This window comes from Pseudomonas sp. EA_105y_Pfl2_R69 (genome assembly GCF_963970915.1).
Classification (GTDB): domain Bacteria; phylum Pseudomonadota; class Gammaproteobacteria; order Pseudomonadales; family Pseudomonadaceae; genus Aquipseudomonas.
Map to the genome: position 1 here is coordinate 89,833 of NZ_CAXAOO010000001.1, position 15,426 is coordinate 105,258.

Sequence of the window (15,426 nt, forward strand, 5' to 3'; positions counted from 1 at the left end):
TTGCTGTCGCTGGCTCAGGTCGACGGCGGCTGCGGCTGTTCGGGGCGTGCTTGGTGCTGGCGCTGAGGCGGTTAACGCACGCCATATTTGTCCATCATGCGGTAGAGGGTCACGCGCGAGACGCCGAGCAGTTTGGCGGCCTTGGACACATTGTTCATGGCATGGCTCAGGCAACTGCGCACCGCCAGTTCCTCGGCATGGGCGCGGGCCTCTTCCAGGGGCATGACCATATCCAGGCTCGCGCATTCCTCCAGGCCCAGGTCGGCGGGGGTGATCATGCGGTTCTCGCTCATCACCAGGGCGCGGCGGATGCGGTTGATCATCTCGCGCACGTTGCCCGGCCAGGCGTGGCTGAGCATGGCTCCCAGCGACTGGCGGGTGAAGCCGCGGGAGCTGGTGCCGTATTCCTTGCCGAACTTGTGCAGGAAGTAGCGGGCCAGCAGTTCCACGTCGTTGCCGCGGTCGGCCAGGCGCGGTACCAGGATGCTCAGCACGTTGAGGCGGTAGTAGAGGTCTTCGCGAAAGCTTGCGTCGGCCACTGCCTCTTCCAGGTTGACGTGGGTGGCGGCGATTACCCGCGCGTTGACCTGGATGCTCTGGTTGCCGCCAAGACGTTCGATGGTCTTCTGTTCGAGGAAACGCAGCAGGTAGACCTGCATCTGCGGCGGCAGGTCGCCGATCTCGTCGAGGAAGATGGTGCCGTTCTGCGCCGCCTCGACCCGGCCGATCTTGCGCTTGTAGGCCCCGGTGAAGGAGCCCTTCTCGTAACCGAACAGCTCGGCATGGATCAGGGTTTCCGGCAGGGCCCCGCAGTTGACCGCGACGAAGGGGCCGTCGCACTGCGGCGAGCGTTGGTGGATGGCGCGAGCGATCATTTCCTTGCCCGTCCCGGTCTCGCCGCGGATCAGCACCGGAGCCTCGACCCCGGCTACCCGGCGGATCTGGTCGAAGATGGCGAGGAACTGCTTGCTGCCGCCGACCATCTGGAATTCGGTCACCGGTAGCAGGCTCTCTTCTTCCATGTCGCGCAGCCGCGACATGCCCTCCAGGTGACCCAGGGCGTGCTTGAGGTGCTCCAGGGTGCCGCCCAGGGGCAGCGAGAAGTAATCGTAGAAGTGTTCGTAGATCAGCCGGCGGAAGTCCTGCTTCTCCAGGGCGCTGTGTTGGGTCAGCGCGACCCAGGCCAGGTGCTCGTCGCGATCGAGCAGGCCTTCGATTTCCTCGAACTGCTCCTCCGCCAGTTCCGGCAGCAGGGCGATGGCGACTCGGTAGTTATGGAATTTGAGCATGCCATTGGCACTTTCGGCAGTACTCGCTCGGTCCAGTACCCAGTCGGGTAAGTGGAGGTTGTTGAGCAGTTTTTCATCACCGGACAAATCGAGGAGCAAGGCTCTGCGTGGTGAGTCAGATGTTTGACGCGCTGTGGATGACATCTGTTAAGTCCTTGAAAGAAATCTCGAACTCAATTTTTTCCTTAACATTACGATCCTAAATGGAGTGTAGATCAGCCCTGACATTTAGGGCCCCATGCGACGAAAGGGCATACCGTTCGGCGGCTTGCCGGGTACAGCTGGAAACTACTGCCTGGGCTTCTATAGTCACAGTAGATTGCGAGGTCCGACACCATGTATAGCCAATACTTCGGTTTCTCCGAGCTGCCCTTCACCATCGCGCCCAACCCGCGCTATCTGTACCTCAGCGAGCAGCACCGCGAAGCCCTGGCCAGCCTGCTCTACGGCATCAACAGCAACGGCGGCTTTGTTCTCCTGACCGGCGATGTCGGCACTGGCAAGACCACGGTGTGCCGCTGTCTGCTGGAGCAGTTGCCGGAGCATGCCGAAGTCGCCTTTATCCTCAATCCCAAATACAGCATCACCGAGTTGCTGGAGGCGATCTGCGACGAGCTGAAAATCGGTTATCAACACAGCGGCCATCGGATCAAGGGCTATATCGATGCCCTCAACGCCCACCTGCTGGAGTCCCATGCCAGGGGCATCAATACGGTATTGATCATCGACGAGGCGCAGAACCTCAGCCTCGATGTGCTGGAGCAGATACGCCTGCTGACCAACCTGGAAACCAGTAGCCAGAAACTGCTGCAGATCATCCTGATCGGCCAGCCGGAGCTGCTCGAGACCCTGGCCCGTCCCGAGCTGCGCCAGCTGAACCAGCGCATCACCGCGCGTTACCACCTCAAGGCCCTGTCGCGCGAAGAGCTGAGTGCCTATGTCGCCCATCGGCTGGCGGTGGGCGGACGCGCCGCGCCGTTGTTCACCCGGGCGGCGTTGCGCCGTCTGCACCGGCTGACCGCTGGGGTGCCGCGGATGGTCAATATCATCTGCGACCGCGCCCTGCTCGGCGCTTATGTGGAGCGCTGTAACCGGGTCGACTGGCGGGTGATGGACCGCGCCGCCGGGGAGATTCTTGGCCAGGCTGAGCGGCGACCTTCGCGCTGGCGCTGGCGCTGGGCGCTGCTGCCGTTGCTGTTGATGGGGCTATTGCTGGCGGGCTTTCTCTTCCCCGGTGGGCGCGAGCTGTTGGCCCTGATGCGCCCGGAGGCCGTGGTGCTTGAGCAGCGCGACACGCCGCCGGAGCCGCCGGTAACAGCCGACGAGGCAGCAGCTGTCGCGGCCGTGGTAGAACCACCCGAGCCGCTGCCCGAGCCGACGGCGTTGGTCGAGGCGCAGGTCGTGGCCGCGCCGCCAGCGCTGGTCAATCCGGCCGACTGGCAGTGGCCGGACGAGACGGATCTGGCGGCCACCGAGGTGCTGGCCTATCAGGGCCTGTTCCGCCGCTGGGGGTTGGACTTCGACCCGCGCCAGGCCCCGGTGGTCTGTCGTTTCGCCCGCCTGCACCGGTTGGGCTGCCTGCAGCAGGTGGCCAGTCTGGATGAGTTGCTCAAGTTCAACCTGCCGGCGGTGATCAACCTGCACAACCGCAGCGGGCAGAGCTTTCACGCCACCCTGGTGGCCCTGGACAGCCCTACGGCCAGTGCCACCCTGGAGCTGGCGGGGGAGCTGCAGCGGGTCGATCTGGACGAGTTGCGCCTGGCCATGCAGGGCAGCCAGCTGCTGCTCTGGCGCATGCCGCCGGGCTATCGCGAGCCGATCCGTCCGGAGGCCAGCAGCCCCGTGGTGCCTTGGCTGGAGGCGCGTCTGGCACAGCTGCAGGGGCGTCCGGCGGCGCTGCAGCCGCGCCAGCATTACGACGAACCGTTGCAACTGCAGGTGCTGGCCTTCCAGCACCATTACCAACTGGTCACCGATGCGGTGATCGGGCCGCAGACCCTGATCCAGCTCAGTGCCCTGACCGAGCCGGGCGTTCCGCTGCTGAGTACTGCCGAAGCAGGCTGGGAGTGAGGCGATGTCCTATATCCTCAATGCGTTGAAACAGTCGGAGAACCAGCGCGGGCGCGGCGATATTCCGCATATCGATACGCCCCAGGAACTGGCGAGCAGCTACCGCCCGGCGGTGGCGCAACGGCTGTGGCGCTGGTGGGCGCTGCTGGTCAGTGCCGCGCTGCTGGCGCTGTTGGGGTGGGGCGTCGCCGGCAAGCTGTGGCTGGCCGAAGACACCGCGCCGCCGCCCGTGGAAAGCGCTGTGGCGATTGCCGCGCCGCCACCCGTCGAGGCGGCGGTCGAGGCCGAGGCCCTCGCCGCTCCCGGCCAGGAGGCCCAGATGCCGGGCCTGCAACAATTGCAGGATGTGGCGGGTCTGCGGGTGCAGTTGGAGGACGACGAGCCGCCTGTGTCCGAGCGCGCCCCGGTGCAGTTGCAGTTGCCGGAGCGGGCCGGACGGGTGGCCGCGCCAGCGGCCCCTGCATGGTCCGCCGCCCGCGAGGCCCCGCGGACGGTGCTCCCGCAACGCCGCGAGCCGGATGAGACGCCACCCCAGGGCGCAGAGCTGGGCGATGTCGCACACTGGAAGAATCTGCCCAGCGCGGTGCAGCTACAACTGCGCGAGCTGGGCATCAATGCCCATGTCTATTCATCGGACAGCAAGCTGCGCTTTATTCGTGCCAGCGGCCGCAGCCTGCGCGAGGGCGACCGGCTGAGCGCCGAGTTGCTTCTGCAGCGGATTACCAGCGACGGCATGGTCTTCACCTATCAGGACGGCAAGTACTGGATGCGCCTGAACTGACCGCGCAGGTCCTGAGCGCGACTCAAGATCAAAAAAATGCCGCTTGCCGGGTAAGGGCGAAGCGGCATTGTGCTTCAGTGCAACAGCATTGCCTGCAGGGCGTTAGCCGGCCCTACTTGCCGTACACCTGTTCCGGCAGCCAGGTAATCAGGCCGGGGAACTGGTAGGCGATCACCAGCAGGGCAATCTGGATCAGGATAAACGGCAGCACGCCCTTGTAGATGGTGCTGGTGGGCACCGACGGCGGTGTGACGCCGCGCAGGTAGAACAGGGCGAAGCCGAACGGCGGGGTGAGGAAGGACGTCTGCAGGTTGAGGGCGATCATCACCCCCAGCCAGACCGGGTCCAGGCCCATGGCCAGCAAGACCGGCCCGACAATCGGCACCACCACGAAGGTGATCTCGATAAAGTCGAGGATAAAGCCGAGCAGGAAGATCACCACCATCACCAGGAAGAACGCGCCGAGCACCCCGCCCGGCAGCTGGGCGAAGATGTCCTCGATCATGGTCTCGCCGCCGAAGCCGCGAAATACCAGGGAAAACACCGAGGCCCCGATCAGGATCAGGAACACCATGGCGCTGATCTCGGTGGTGCCGTAGGCCACCTGGCGCAGCTGGCCGAAGTTCAGCTTGCCCTTGTACAGGGCCAGCACCATGGCACCCAGCGCCCCCAGGGCAGCGGCTTCGGTGGGGGTCGCGTAACCGGCGAGGATCGAGCCGAGCACCGCGCCGATCAGCAGCAGCGGCGGTACCAGGGCATTGATCAGCTTGCCCCACTCGATCGGGCCGAGCTCTTCCTGGGGCAAGGCCGGCAGCTTCTTCGGCTGGAAGATCGCCACGCCGATGATATAGGCGATATACAGGCCGACCAGCAGCAGGCCGGGCAGCAGTGCGCCGACGAACAGGTCGCCGACCGAAACGGTCTTCGGCGAGAAGATGCCCATCTTCAACTGCGCCTGCTGATAGGCGCTGGACATCACGTCGCCGAGCAGCACCAGCACGATCGACGGCGGAATGATCTGCCCCAGGGTGCCGGTGGCGGCCAGAGTGCCGGTGGCAATCGCCGGGTCGTAACCGCGCCGCAGCATGGTTGGCAGGGCCAGCAGGCCCATGGTCACCACGGTCGCGCCGACGATGCCGGTGGAGGCGGCCAGCAGCGCGCCGACTACGCACACCGAGATCGCCAGGCCACCACGCAGGGTGCCGAACAGTCGCGACATGGATTCCAGCAGGTCTTCGGCGACCCGGGATTTCTCCAGCATCACCCCCATAAACACGAACAGCGGCACCGCCAGCATGGTCTGGTTGTTCATGATGCCGAACAGGCGGTTGGGCAGGGCACTCAGGTAGCCGCCATCGAAGGTGCCGGTGAGCACGCCGATGCCGGCAAACAGCAGCGACACACCGCCCAGGGTAAAGGCCACCGGGTAGCCGGCCATCAGCGCCGCGCAGATGCTGATAAACAGCAGAATCGCCATCAACTCAACCATGATTCACCTCCACAGCGGGGAGGCGGCCGGTCAGGATGTAGATGGATTTGATCAAGTTGGCGATTCCTTGCAGGACCAGGCTGAACACCAGCACCAGGATGATGCTCTTCTGCAGATAGACGAACTTCAGGCCGCCCGATTCGCTGGAGCCCTCCAGGGTCGCCCAGGAATTGCCGACGTAATCCCAGCTGGCCCAGCCGAGGTACAGGCACACCGGCAACAGGAACAGCAGGGTGCCTAGGCCATCGACCAGTGCTTGGCGGCGACCGCTGAACTTCTGGTAGAAGATATCCACGCGGACATGGCCATTGCATTGCAGTACCCAGGCGGCGGCACCCATAAACACCAGGGCGTGGGCATAGAGCACCGCTTCCTGCAGGGCGGTCGCGCCGATGCCGAAGCCGTAGCGCAGGATCACCACCACGGCGGTGCCCAGCACCAGAAACAGGGTGAGCCAGGCGCAGGCCTTGCCCAGCCAGGCATTGAAGGTGTCGATTATTTGCGCAAGAGTCAGCGGGAGAGGAGGCTTGTCGGACATATGCAGTCCTTATCGTTATGGGTTATTAAGCAGGCAGGCCGGCGATTCTAGGCAGGCCTGGGTAAATGCGGCAATGGCACTACAACTTTAGTCGTATCCGCTAGGCTTGAGAGTCACTTACCCCTATGTTACTCAAGCGTGGTGTGGCCGCAGTGATCCTGTGGTCAGACCAATACAACAATAAGGAGCTTTGCATGAAACGTCGTCAAATTCTCGCCGCCGCAGGCGTGGGTCTTGCAGCCACGGCCTTGGCCGGCTGCAAACAGGAAGCCGAAACCGCTGCCACGCCTCAAGAGGGTACGCAGGCGCAGACTTTCAACTGGAAAATGGTCACCTCCTGGCCGAAGAATTTCCCCGGCGTCGGCGTCGGTGCCGAACGCTTCGCCAAGCTGGTCGAGGAAATGAGCAACGGCCGTCTCAAGGTCAAGGTGTATGCCGCCGGCGAACTGGTGCCGGCGCTGGAAGTATTCGATGCCGTCTCCCGCGGCACCGCGGAAATGGGTCATGGCGCGCCTTATTACTGGAAAGGCAAGGTCCCGGCCGCGCAGTTCTTCTGCGCCCTGCCGTTCGGCCCCAACGCCCAGGAAATGAACGCCTGGCTGCACAAGGGCGGTGGCATGCAGCTGTGGGAAGAAGTGTACAAGCCGTTCGGCGTGCTGCCGATGGCCTGCGGCAGCACGGGCGTGCAGACCGCCGGTTGGTTCAACAAGGAAATCAACAGCGTCGCCGACTTCCAGGGCCTGAAGATGCGCACCCCGGGCCTGGGTGGTGAAGTACTGACCAAGATGGGCGGCACCGTGGTCAATATGCCGGCCGGCGAGATCTTTACCGCCATGCAGACCGGTGCCATCGACGCCACCGAGTGGATCGGCCCGTACAACGACCAGGCCCTGGGCCTGCACAAGGCGGCCAAGTACTACTACACCCCGGGCTGGCAGGAGCCGAGCGTACTGTTCGAACTGGACGTCAATATCAAGGCCTGGGAAACCCTGCCGGCCGACCTGCAGGCCATCGTCCGCGCCGCCGCCCGCGATGTGAACGGCGACATGCTCGACGATTACAACGCCAAGAACATGGAAGCCATGGAGCAACTCAAGGGCGAAGGCGTTGAAGTGCGCCGTCTGCCGGACGACGTGCTGGCCAGGCTCAAGGAAGTGGCCGCCGAAGTGGTCGACGCCAGCGCCGCCGCCGACCCGGTGGCGAGCAAGGTCTGGGAGCAGCAGAAGGCCTATCTGCAGCGCCTGTACGACTACGCCGAGTTCAACGAAAAGGATATCTACAATATCCGCGGCTGACTTGCCGCCACAAAAAACGCCGGCCTCGTGCCGGCGTTTTTACACCCGCTGATCCGCTTCCCGTCGGCCGCCGCCATCCGCCTCGTCTCTAGCCGTCGTCACTTGTCTGCGCGCCGCCCATCCCTTGGGCATAAATTTCGAGTGAACTCCACCCGCTTGCCGGCTGTCTGTCTGCTGTCGGCCCGTCGGGTGGGTGGCCTGGCCATTGGCCATGCGCTGCCCCCATTTCACCCTGATCGCGTTTCTGTCCAAACAATGCGCCTGGCCGGCTTTTATCGCGCCCGTTCGAGGGTTTTGTTCTATTGCCATGTGAAGATTGCCCTATGTCCCTATCCCGTCAGTTCCCCCTCTGTCTTTCCCCGTTTCAGCGCCGCGCCCGCGCTGCCTGGCTGTTCGCCGGCCTGCTGGTGAGCGGTGCTCCGGCCCATGCCGAGGAGGCCGCGAGCAATCAGCGCTGGGTCAGCGATAGCCTGAATACCTATGTGCGCAGCGGCCCGACCGATGGCTACCGCATCGTCGGTACGCTGGTTTCCGGACAGAAGGTCGAGCTGTTGCGCAGCCAGGGGGATTACAGCCAGGTGCGTGGCGAGAACGGCAGCGCCGTGTGGATTCCCAGCCGCGACCTGCAGGACGTGCCCGGCCAGGCCGAGCGTCTGCCGCAGCTGGAGCAGAAGGTGACCGAGCTCAGTGCCGAGCTGAAAGGCATCGACGACACCTGGAAGACCCGCGTGCAGGGCATGCAGGAGACCCTGGAGGCGCGCAAGGCGCTGATCGACGAGACCCAGGCCGCCCGTGCCGCCCTCGACATCGAGCTGAGCCGGGCGCGTGCCGAGTTGCGCGAGGTGCAGGCGCAGTTGGGCGAGGAAAACCAGCAGGTACTGATGCGCTATATGGTCTACGGCGGCAGCATCGCCGGTGCCGGGCTGTTCGCCGGGCTGCTCTTGCCGACCCTCTTGCGGGTGCGGCGCAAGCGCAACGATCAGTGGGTCTGATGGGCCTAAGTGCAGGCGGCGAGCTCCTGGTGCGCAGGGCCTGGGCGGCCCCGCGTCACCCTACGGCGCTAGGTAAGCGCACGTTGGGCATTTGAACCCAGTACAGCCTGCGGATGGCCACAAAAAATGCCGATCACCTGCCAGGTGATCGGCATTTTTTTGCAGCCTGCAGGATGGGTGCCTAGCGGCGTGCCGGCACCGGGCGAGTGCGGCCGCTACCGTCGATGGCGACGAAGACGAACACCGCTTCGGTGACCTTGCGCCATTCGCTGGACAGCGGATCGTCGCTCCACACCTCGACCAGCATCTGGATCGAGCTACGCCCCACTTCCACGGTCTGGGTGTAGAAGGATAGCTGCGCACCCACGGCCACCGGTACCAGGAAGGCCATGCGGTCGATCGCCACCGTGGCCACGCGGCCACCGGCCACCTTGCTGGCCATGGCGGTGCCGGCTAAATCCATTTGAGAAACCAGCCAGCCGCCGTAGATATCGCCGAAACCATTGGTTTCACGCGGTAATGCGGTGATCTGCAATGCCAGATCGCCTTGCGGGATGGGGTCTTCCTGTTCGAAATCGTGCATCGGATAGGCTCGCGGCGCGGTTGTTGTTATTGGCGCGGTGCAGGGCTGTGAAGTGGCGGCGAGTCCGGCTCGGCGGCAACCGCTTCTGCGTCCTGCAGGCCCGCAGGAGTGCGGGTGTTGCGAGTATAGCGACTCGGCGGTCGCAGGGCGACCACGGCAGAGGGTGGCTGTCGAACAGGAACTTTTCGGCGTTCATCTAACTGTCATATTGCTTACATAGAGTGGTCACACGGCCTGAACATACTTGGCCCCGTTCAAACCAACACTAGTCTGCTAGGAGTAAGGCATGAAACTTAAGCGTTTGATGGCGGCCATGACTTTTGTCGCCGCTGGCGTCGCCACCGCCACTGCGGTTGCTGCTGTCGATCCGGCTCTGCCGAGCTACACCAAGACTTCCGGCGTATCGGGCAACCTGTCCAGCGTTGGTTCCGACTCCCTGGCCAACCTGATGACCCTGTGGGCCGAAGAGTTCAAGAAGGAATACCCGAACGTCAACATCCAGATCCAGGCCGCCGGTTCTTCCACTGCGCCGCCCGCTCTGACTGAAGGCACCGCCAGCATGGGGCCGATGAGCCGCCCGATGAAGGATGCCGAGATCCAGGCGTTCGAAGAGAAGTACGGCTACAAGCCGACTGCCGTGCCGGTGGCCATCGACGCCCTGGCGGTATTCGTACACAAGGACAACCCGATCAAGAGCCTGGACATGGCTCAGGTTGACGCGATCTTCTCCAGCACCCGCCTGTGCGGTGGCGCTAGCGATATCAAAACCTGGGGCGATGTTGGCATGACCGGTGAGTGGGCGGCCAAGCCGATCCAGCTGTTCGGTCGCAACTCGGTATCCGGCACTTACGGTTACTTCAAGGAAGAAGCCCTGTGCAAAGGTGACTACAAGGCTAACGTCAACGAGCAGCCGGGTTCGGCTTCCGTGGTGCAATCGATCTCCAGCACCATCAACGCCATCGGTTACTCGGGCATCGGCTACAAGACGTCCAGCGTGAAGACCGTGCCGCTGTCGAAGAAAGGCGGCGAAGCCTTTGACGCCAACGAAGAAAACGCCCTGGCTGGCAAGTTCCCCCTGGCGCGTTTCTTCTACGTCTACGTCAACAAGGCACCGAACAAGCCGCTGAGCCCGCTGGACGCCGAGTTCGTCAAGCTGGTGCTGTCCAAGCAAGGCCAGGAAGTAGTAGTGAAAGACGGCTATATCCCGCTGCCGAGCAAAGTGGCTGCGAAAACCCTGAAGGAACTGGGCCTGGAGTAATCCGGGTACAGGCAAGGACGCCTACGTAAGTCGCACGCCCACCTTCGTTTACGACAGGTGGGCGTTGCTTTGTCAAAGCGCTGTAACTTTTCTGTCATATAGGCTCGCTAGAGTTAGCGCCTCGTACTGCGACAGAACTCACTATGGCGCGCTCATGGCCGCGCAGAGACGCTCTTACTATGAATGACTTGGCTAGTGAAACCATGACCGCTCCAACCAAATCCCTAGGGCTGGACTTCAACACCCCGGCCCTGCAGCGCAAGCGGCGCATGCGTGCACTCAAGGACCGTCTGGCGCGCTGGGCGGTGTCCATTGGCGGCATGGCCGTACTGGGTGCCATCACCCTGATCTTCTTCTACCTGGCCTACGTGGTGCTGCCGATGTTCCAGGGTGCCAGCCTGGACAGCCGCAAGCCGGTGCAGGTCGCCTGGCTGAATGAGGCCGCCGCGCCGCTGCTGCTGACCCTGGAAGAACAGAACCAGATGGCCATGCGCCTGGACCAGAATGGTCAGGTGCAATTCTTCGATGCGAAGAATATGCAGCCGCTGCGCAGCGTGCAGTTGCCGCTGCCAGCCGATGTGCAGATTGCCTCGGTCGGCCAGGACCAGCCGGGCAGCAACCGCGTGGCCCTGGGCCTGTCGAACGGCAAGGTGCTGGTGTTCCAGCATGTCTATAAGCTCAGCTACCCGAATGATGTGCAAACCATCACGCCAAGCATCGAATACCCCTTCGGCGAAGCGCCGATCGAGCTCGATGCCCTGGGTCGTGAGCTGGATCACATGGGTGTCAGTCTGAACAGCGGCACGCTGATGCTGGCGGGCTCCACCGGCACCGAGCTGCATGTGCTGAGCCTGGGCCGCGAAGAGAATCTGATGACCGGTGAGGTGACCCTCAGCGAAGAGCGCGTGACCCTGCCGCAGATCGCCGAGCCGATCAAGGCGCTGATCATCGACCCGCGCCACCTGTGGTTGTATGTGATCAACGGCCGCGCCACCGCCGATGTCTTCGACATGCGCAGCAATAGCCTCAATGGCCGCTACAAACTACTGAACGATGCCAAGCTGGACGTCACCAATGCCACCTCGCTGCTCGGCGGCATCTCGCTGATGATCGGCGACAGCAGCGGTGGTATCGCCCAGTGGTTTATGGTGCGTCAGGAAGACGGCAAGGCATCGCTGACCTCGATTCGCAGTTTCAAGCTGGCCGGCAACCCTATCGTGCAGATTCTTCCGGAAGAGCGCCGCAAGGGATTCTTGGCCCTGGACGCCAAGGGTAACCTGGGCATCTTCCACAGCACCGCGCACCGCACCCTGCTGGTCGAGCCGGTCGCCGAGGGTCAGGCTCTGGCCGCCCTGTCGCCGCGGGCCAACCGCGTGCTGGTGGAGAGCGACGGCCAGTTGCAGCGCCTGCTGATCGACAACCCGCACCCGGAGATTTCCTGGAGCTCGTTGTGGGGCAAGGTCTGGTACGAAAACTACGACGCGCCCGGCCACGTCTGGCAGTCGACCTCGGCCAGCACCGACAACGAGCCCAAGCTGAGCCTCGCGCCACTGGCCTTCGGTACCCTCAAGGCGGCGTTCTACGCCATGCTTCTGGCCGCCCCGCTGGCCATCGCCGCCGCGCTCTACACCGCCTATTTCATGGCCCCGGCGCTGCGTCGCAAGATCAAGCCGGTGATCGAGCTGATGGAGGCACTGCCGACGGTGATTCTCGGCTTCTTCGCCGGCCTGTTCCTCGCGCCCTATGTGGAAGGCCATCTGCCGGGCATCTTCAGCCTGCTGCTGTTCACCCCCATCGGCATTCTGCTGGCCGGCTATCTGTGGAGCCGCCTGCCGGAGTCGATCCGCCTGAGCGTGCCGGATGGCTGGGAAGCGGCGCTGCTGGTGCCGGTGATCCTGCTGGTCGGCTATGCCTCGCTGGGTATGAGCGGGCACCTGGAGAACTGGCTGTTCGACGGCAATATGCGCCTGTGGCTGAGCAATGACCTGGGCATTCCGTTCGACCAGCGCAACGCCCTGGTGGTTGGCCTGGCCATGGGCTTCGCGGTGATCCCGACCATCTACTCGATTGCCGAAGACGCCGTGTTCAGCGTGCCCAAGAGCCTGACGTTCGGTTCCCTGGCCCTCGGTGCGACGCCCTGGCAGACCCTGACCCGGGTGGTGATCCTCACTGCCAGTCCGGGGATCTTCTCGGCGGTGATGATCGGCATGGGCCGCGCCGTCGGCGAGACCATGATCGTGCTGATGGCCACCGGCAACACCGCGATCATGGACATGAACATCTTCGAAGGCCTGCGCACCCTGGCGGCCAACGTCGCGGTGGAAATGCCCGAGTCGGAAGTCGGTGGTACCCACTACCGCGTGCTGTTCCTCTCGGCGCTGGTGCTGCTCGGCTTCACCTTTGTCATGAACACCCTGGCGGAGCTGGTGCGCCAGCGTCTGCGCGTCAAGTACGCCTCGCTCTAAGGTCTGGGAAGGTATATGTCCGTGAAACAGAACAACCTGAAAACCTGGTTCAAGAGCGGTACGCCCTGGGTCTGGATGAACGCCGGCGCGGTGTCGATCGCGGTAATCATGACCCTGGGTCTGATGCTGGTGATCGCCGTGCGTGGCCTCGGCCACTTCTGGCCGGCGGATATCGTCGAAGCCGACTACCAGGTGCCTGGTCAGGAAGCCCGGGTGATGGCCGGCGAGATCACCCAGATCGAGGAAGTACCGCGTGCCCGTCTGGCGGCTTCCGGCCTGCCGGTGACCGCCGAGGGTGGCGAGTTCATGACCCGCGAGCTGCTCAAGGTGGGTAACCGCGACGTCTACGGCGCGGACTTCACCTGGGTGGTCGGCGAATGGCTGAGCAACCTGCGCACCCCGGAAAACCTCACCGCTTTCGAGCGCCGCGAGTGGGGCAACTTCTACGGCTATCTGGTCAACGTCAAGGAAGCCGGCGAGCTGGTGGCCGAGGGCGATGCCAGTTGGCCGGCCCTGCAGGAGCGCCTCGAGCGCGTCGACCAGCTGCACAAGCAGCTGGTGCGCCTGGAGAAGAAAGACATCGGCCGGATCAACGCCGGGCTGGAGCGCATCCGTCTGCAAACCCGCAAACTGGAACTGCAAGGCAAGCTGGACGAGGTCGCCCAGGCCGAACTGGACGCCGAGCGCGCGCAGTGGGATGCCGAGTACAAGGTGCTGGAAACCCAGCTGATCGCCCTCAATCAGGCGTTCAACCGCGACAGTGTGACGGTCAAGACAGTCGACGGTCGTGAGGTGACCCTGAGCCTGGGCAAGGTGGTGCGAGCCTTCCAGCCCAACGCCATGGGCGCGATCGACAAGCTCGGCTTCTACTTCGCCAAGTTGTGGGAGTTCGTCAGCGACGACCCGCGTGAGGCCAATACCGAAGGCGGCATCTTCCCGGCGATCTTCGGCACGGTGATGATGACCCTGATCATGGCGGTGATCGTCACCCCGTTCGGCGTGGTCGCGGCCATCTACCTGCGCGAGTACGCCAAGCAGGGTCCGCTGACCCGGGTGATCCGCATTGCGGTGAACAACCTGGCAGGTGTGCCGGCGATCGTTTACGGCGTGTTTGGCCTGGGCTTCTTCGTCTACGTGCTGGGTGGTTCGCTGGATCGCATGTTCTTCCCCGAGTCGGCACCGGCACCGACCTTCGGTACTCCGGGCCTACTCTGGGCCTCGTTGACCCTGGCGATTCTGACTCTGCCGGTGGTGATCGTCGCCACCGAGGAAGGCCTGGCGCGGATTCCACGGGCCGTGCGTGAAGGTTCCCTGGCTCTCGGTGCGACAAAAATCGAGACCCTGTGGCGTGTGGTGCTGCCGATGGCCAGCCCGGCGATGATGACCGGCCTGATTCTCGCCGTGGCCCGTGCCGCCGGCGAAGTCGCGCCGCTGATGCTGGTGGGCGTGGTCAAGCTGGCACCCTCGCTGCCCCTGGACGGCAACTACCCGTACCTGCACCTCGATCAGAAGATCATGCACCTGGGCTTCCATATCTATGACGTCGGCTTCCAGAGCCCCAACGTCGAGGCCGCGCGGCCCCTGGTATATGCCACGGCGCTGCTGCTTGTGCTGGTGATCGTAGTGCTGAACTTCAGTGCGGTGATGATTCGCAACCACCTGCGCGAGAAGTACAAGGCGCTGGATCATTGATGCTTTAACGCCGCTTCCCTTGCAGGGAAGCGGCGGGGCGAGGGTTATCAACTCCGCCCCTAACCCCGATCCTCTCCCCCGCAGGGGAGAGGGAGTGGTCAACGAATTGCTAGCGTAGGGAGCATCCCATGCAAAACCAAGCACATACCCACGGTATCGATATCTCGGCCCTGGGCCGCGACAAGCAGAGCCTCAACCTGGCGGCGGAAACCGTGGCCATCCAGGTGCCGGGCCTGAATCTGTACTACGGCGACAAGCAGGCCCTGTTCGATGTGCAGCTGAATATTCCGCGGCAGCGCGTCACCGCCTTTATCGGACCAAGCGGTTGCGGCAAGTCGACCCTGCTGCGCACCTTCAACCGGATGAACGATCTGGTCGACGGCTGCCGCGTGGACGGCGAGATCAACCTCGACGGGCGCAATATCTACCGCAAGGGCGAGGACGTGGCCGAGTTGCGCCGTCGCGTCGGCATGGTGTTCCAGAAGCCCAACCCGTTCCCCAAGAGCATCTACGAGAACGTGGTCTACGGCCTGCGTATCCAGGGCATCAACCAGAAGCGGGTGCTCGATGAGGCCGTGGAGTGGGCACTGAAAAGCGCGGCGCTGTGGGACGAGGTCAAGGACCGTTTGCACGAGTCGGCCCTCGGCCTGTCCGGTGGTCAGCAGCAGCGTCTGGTGATCGCCCGTACCGTGGCGGTGCAGCCGGAAGTGCTGCTGCTCGACGAACCCTGCTCGGCGCTGGACCCGATCTCCACGCTGAAGGTCGAAGAGCTGATCTACGAACTGAAATCCAAGTACACCATCGTTATCGTTACCCACAACATGCAGCAGGCGGCGCGGGTCTCGGACTACACGGCGTTTATGTATATGGGCAAACTGATCGAGTTCGGTGATACCGATACGCTGTTCACCAACCCGGCGAAGAAGCAGACCGAGGATTACATCACCGGTCGCTATGGCTGATGGCAGAGCCCA

General features: G+C 63.6%; 12 protein-coding genes. 8 read left to right on the plus strand and 4 right to left on the minus strand.

Annotation, left to right across the window (positions count from 1 at the left end; all coding sequences use genetic code 11):
• Positions 1–71: 71 nt before the first annotated feature.
• Positions 72–1,433 carry a sigma-54 dependent transcriptional regulator gene (locus AACY13_RS00340; protein WP_339458269.1) on the minus strand — a complete coding sequence of 454 codons (1,362 nt, stop codon included), beginning with the start codon at positions 1,431–1,433 and terminating at the stop codon, positions 72–74.
• A gap of 192 nt (positions 1,434–1,625) precedes the next feature.
• Here AACY13_RS00340 and AACY13_RS00345 point away from each other — a divergent pair, with 192 nt between their 5' ends.
• Positions 1,626–3,359, plus strand: a complete 1,734-nt coding sequence (locus AACY13_RS00345) for an ExeA family protein (protein ID WP_339458270.1) — start codon at positions 1,626–1,628, stop codon at positions 3,357–3,359.
• A gap of 4 nt (positions 3,360–3,363) precedes the next feature.
• The gene (locus AACY13_RS00350; RefSeq protein ID WP_339458272.1) at positions 3,364–4,140 is read left to right on the plus strand and encodes a general secretion pathway protein GspB; all 777 of its coding nucleotides are present in this window, start codon (positions 3,364–3,366) and stop codon (positions 4,138–4,140) included.
• A 112-nt stretch (positions 4,141–4,252) separates the two neighbouring features.
• Here the strand turns inward: AACY13_RS00350 and AACY13_RS00355 are convergent, their stop codons facing one another.
• Both AACY13_RS00355 and AACY13_RS00360 read right to left on the minus strand, forming a co-directional pair.
• Positions 4,253–5,629, minus strand: a complete 1,377-nt coding sequence (locus AACY13_RS00355; RefSeq protein WP_339458274.1) for a TRAP transporter large permease — start codon at positions 5,627–5,629, stop codon at positions 4,253–4,255.
• Positions 5,622–6,167 (minus strand): TRAP transporter small permease subunit, encoded by a 546-nt coding sequence (locus tag AACY13_RS00360; protein WP_339458275.1) that lies wholly within the window; start codon positions 6,165–6,167, stop codon positions 5,622–5,624. Before AACY13_RS00360 ends, AACY13_RS00355 begins: the two co-directional genes overlap by 8 nt.
• Positions 6,168–6,361: 194 nt before the next feature.
• On the opposite strand from AACY13_RS00360, the gene AACY13_RS00365 reads away from it, so the two are divergent.
• Positions 6,362–7,462: a TRAP transporter substrate-binding protein gene (locus AACY13_RS00365; protein ID WP_339458277.1), complete on the plus strand. Its 1,101-nt coding sequence runs from the start codon at positions 6,362–6,364 to the stop codon at positions 7,460–7,462.
• Between the two features lie 323 nt (positions 7,463–7,785).
• On the plus strand, positions 7,786–8,454 hold the full coding sequence (locus tag AACY13_RS00370) for a TIGR04211 family SH3 domain-containing protein (RefSeq protein ID WP_339458278.1): 669 nt from the start codon (positions 7,786–7,788) through the stop codon (positions 8,452–8,454).
• Between the two features lie 181 nt (positions 8,455–8,635).
• Here the strand turns inward: AACY13_RS00370 and AACY13_RS00375 are convergent, their stop codons facing one another.
• Entirely contained in the window at positions 8,636–9,037 is a 402-nt protein-coding gene (locus tag AACY13_RS00375) for an acyl-CoA thioesterase (protein WP_160342913.1), read from the minus strand.
• A gap of 286 nt (positions 9,038–9,323) precedes the next feature.
• On the opposite strand from AACY13_RS00375, the gene AACY13_RS00380 reads away from it, so the two are divergent.
• The 4 genes from AACY13_RS00380 (at position 9,324) to pstB (ending at position 15,414) form a co-directional block, all read left to right on the plus strand.
• The gene (locus AACY13_RS00380) at positions 9,324–10,295 is read left to right on the plus strand and encodes a PstS family phosphate ABC transporter substrate-binding protein (protein ID WP_339458282.1); all 972 of its coding nucleotides are present in this window, start codon (positions 9,324–9,326) and stop codon (positions 10,293–10,295) included.
• A 179-nt stretch (positions 10,296–10,474) separates the two neighbouring features.
• Complete coding sequence (locus AACY13_RS00385) at positions 10,475–12,760, plus strand: phosphate ABC transporter permease (protein WP_339458283.1); 2,286 nt, start codon at positions 10,475–10,477, stop codon at positions 12,758–12,760.
• Between the two features lie 15 nt (positions 12,761–12,775).
• Positions 12,776–14,452, plus strand: coding sequence for a phosphate ABC transporter permease PstA (gene pstA, locus AACY13_RS00390; RefSeq protein ID WP_339458285.1), 1,677 nt, complete (start codon positions 12,776–12,778; stop codon positions 14,450–14,452).
• A gap of 128 nt (positions 14,453–14,580) precedes the next feature.
• A complete protein-coding gene (gene pstB / locus AACY13_RS00395) occupies positions 14,581–15,414 on the plus strand; it encodes a phosphate ABC transporter ATP-binding protein PstB (protein ID WP_339458287.1) in 834 nt (277 codons plus the stop codon).
• The last annotated feature ends 12 nt before the right edge of the window (positions 15,415–15,426 follow it).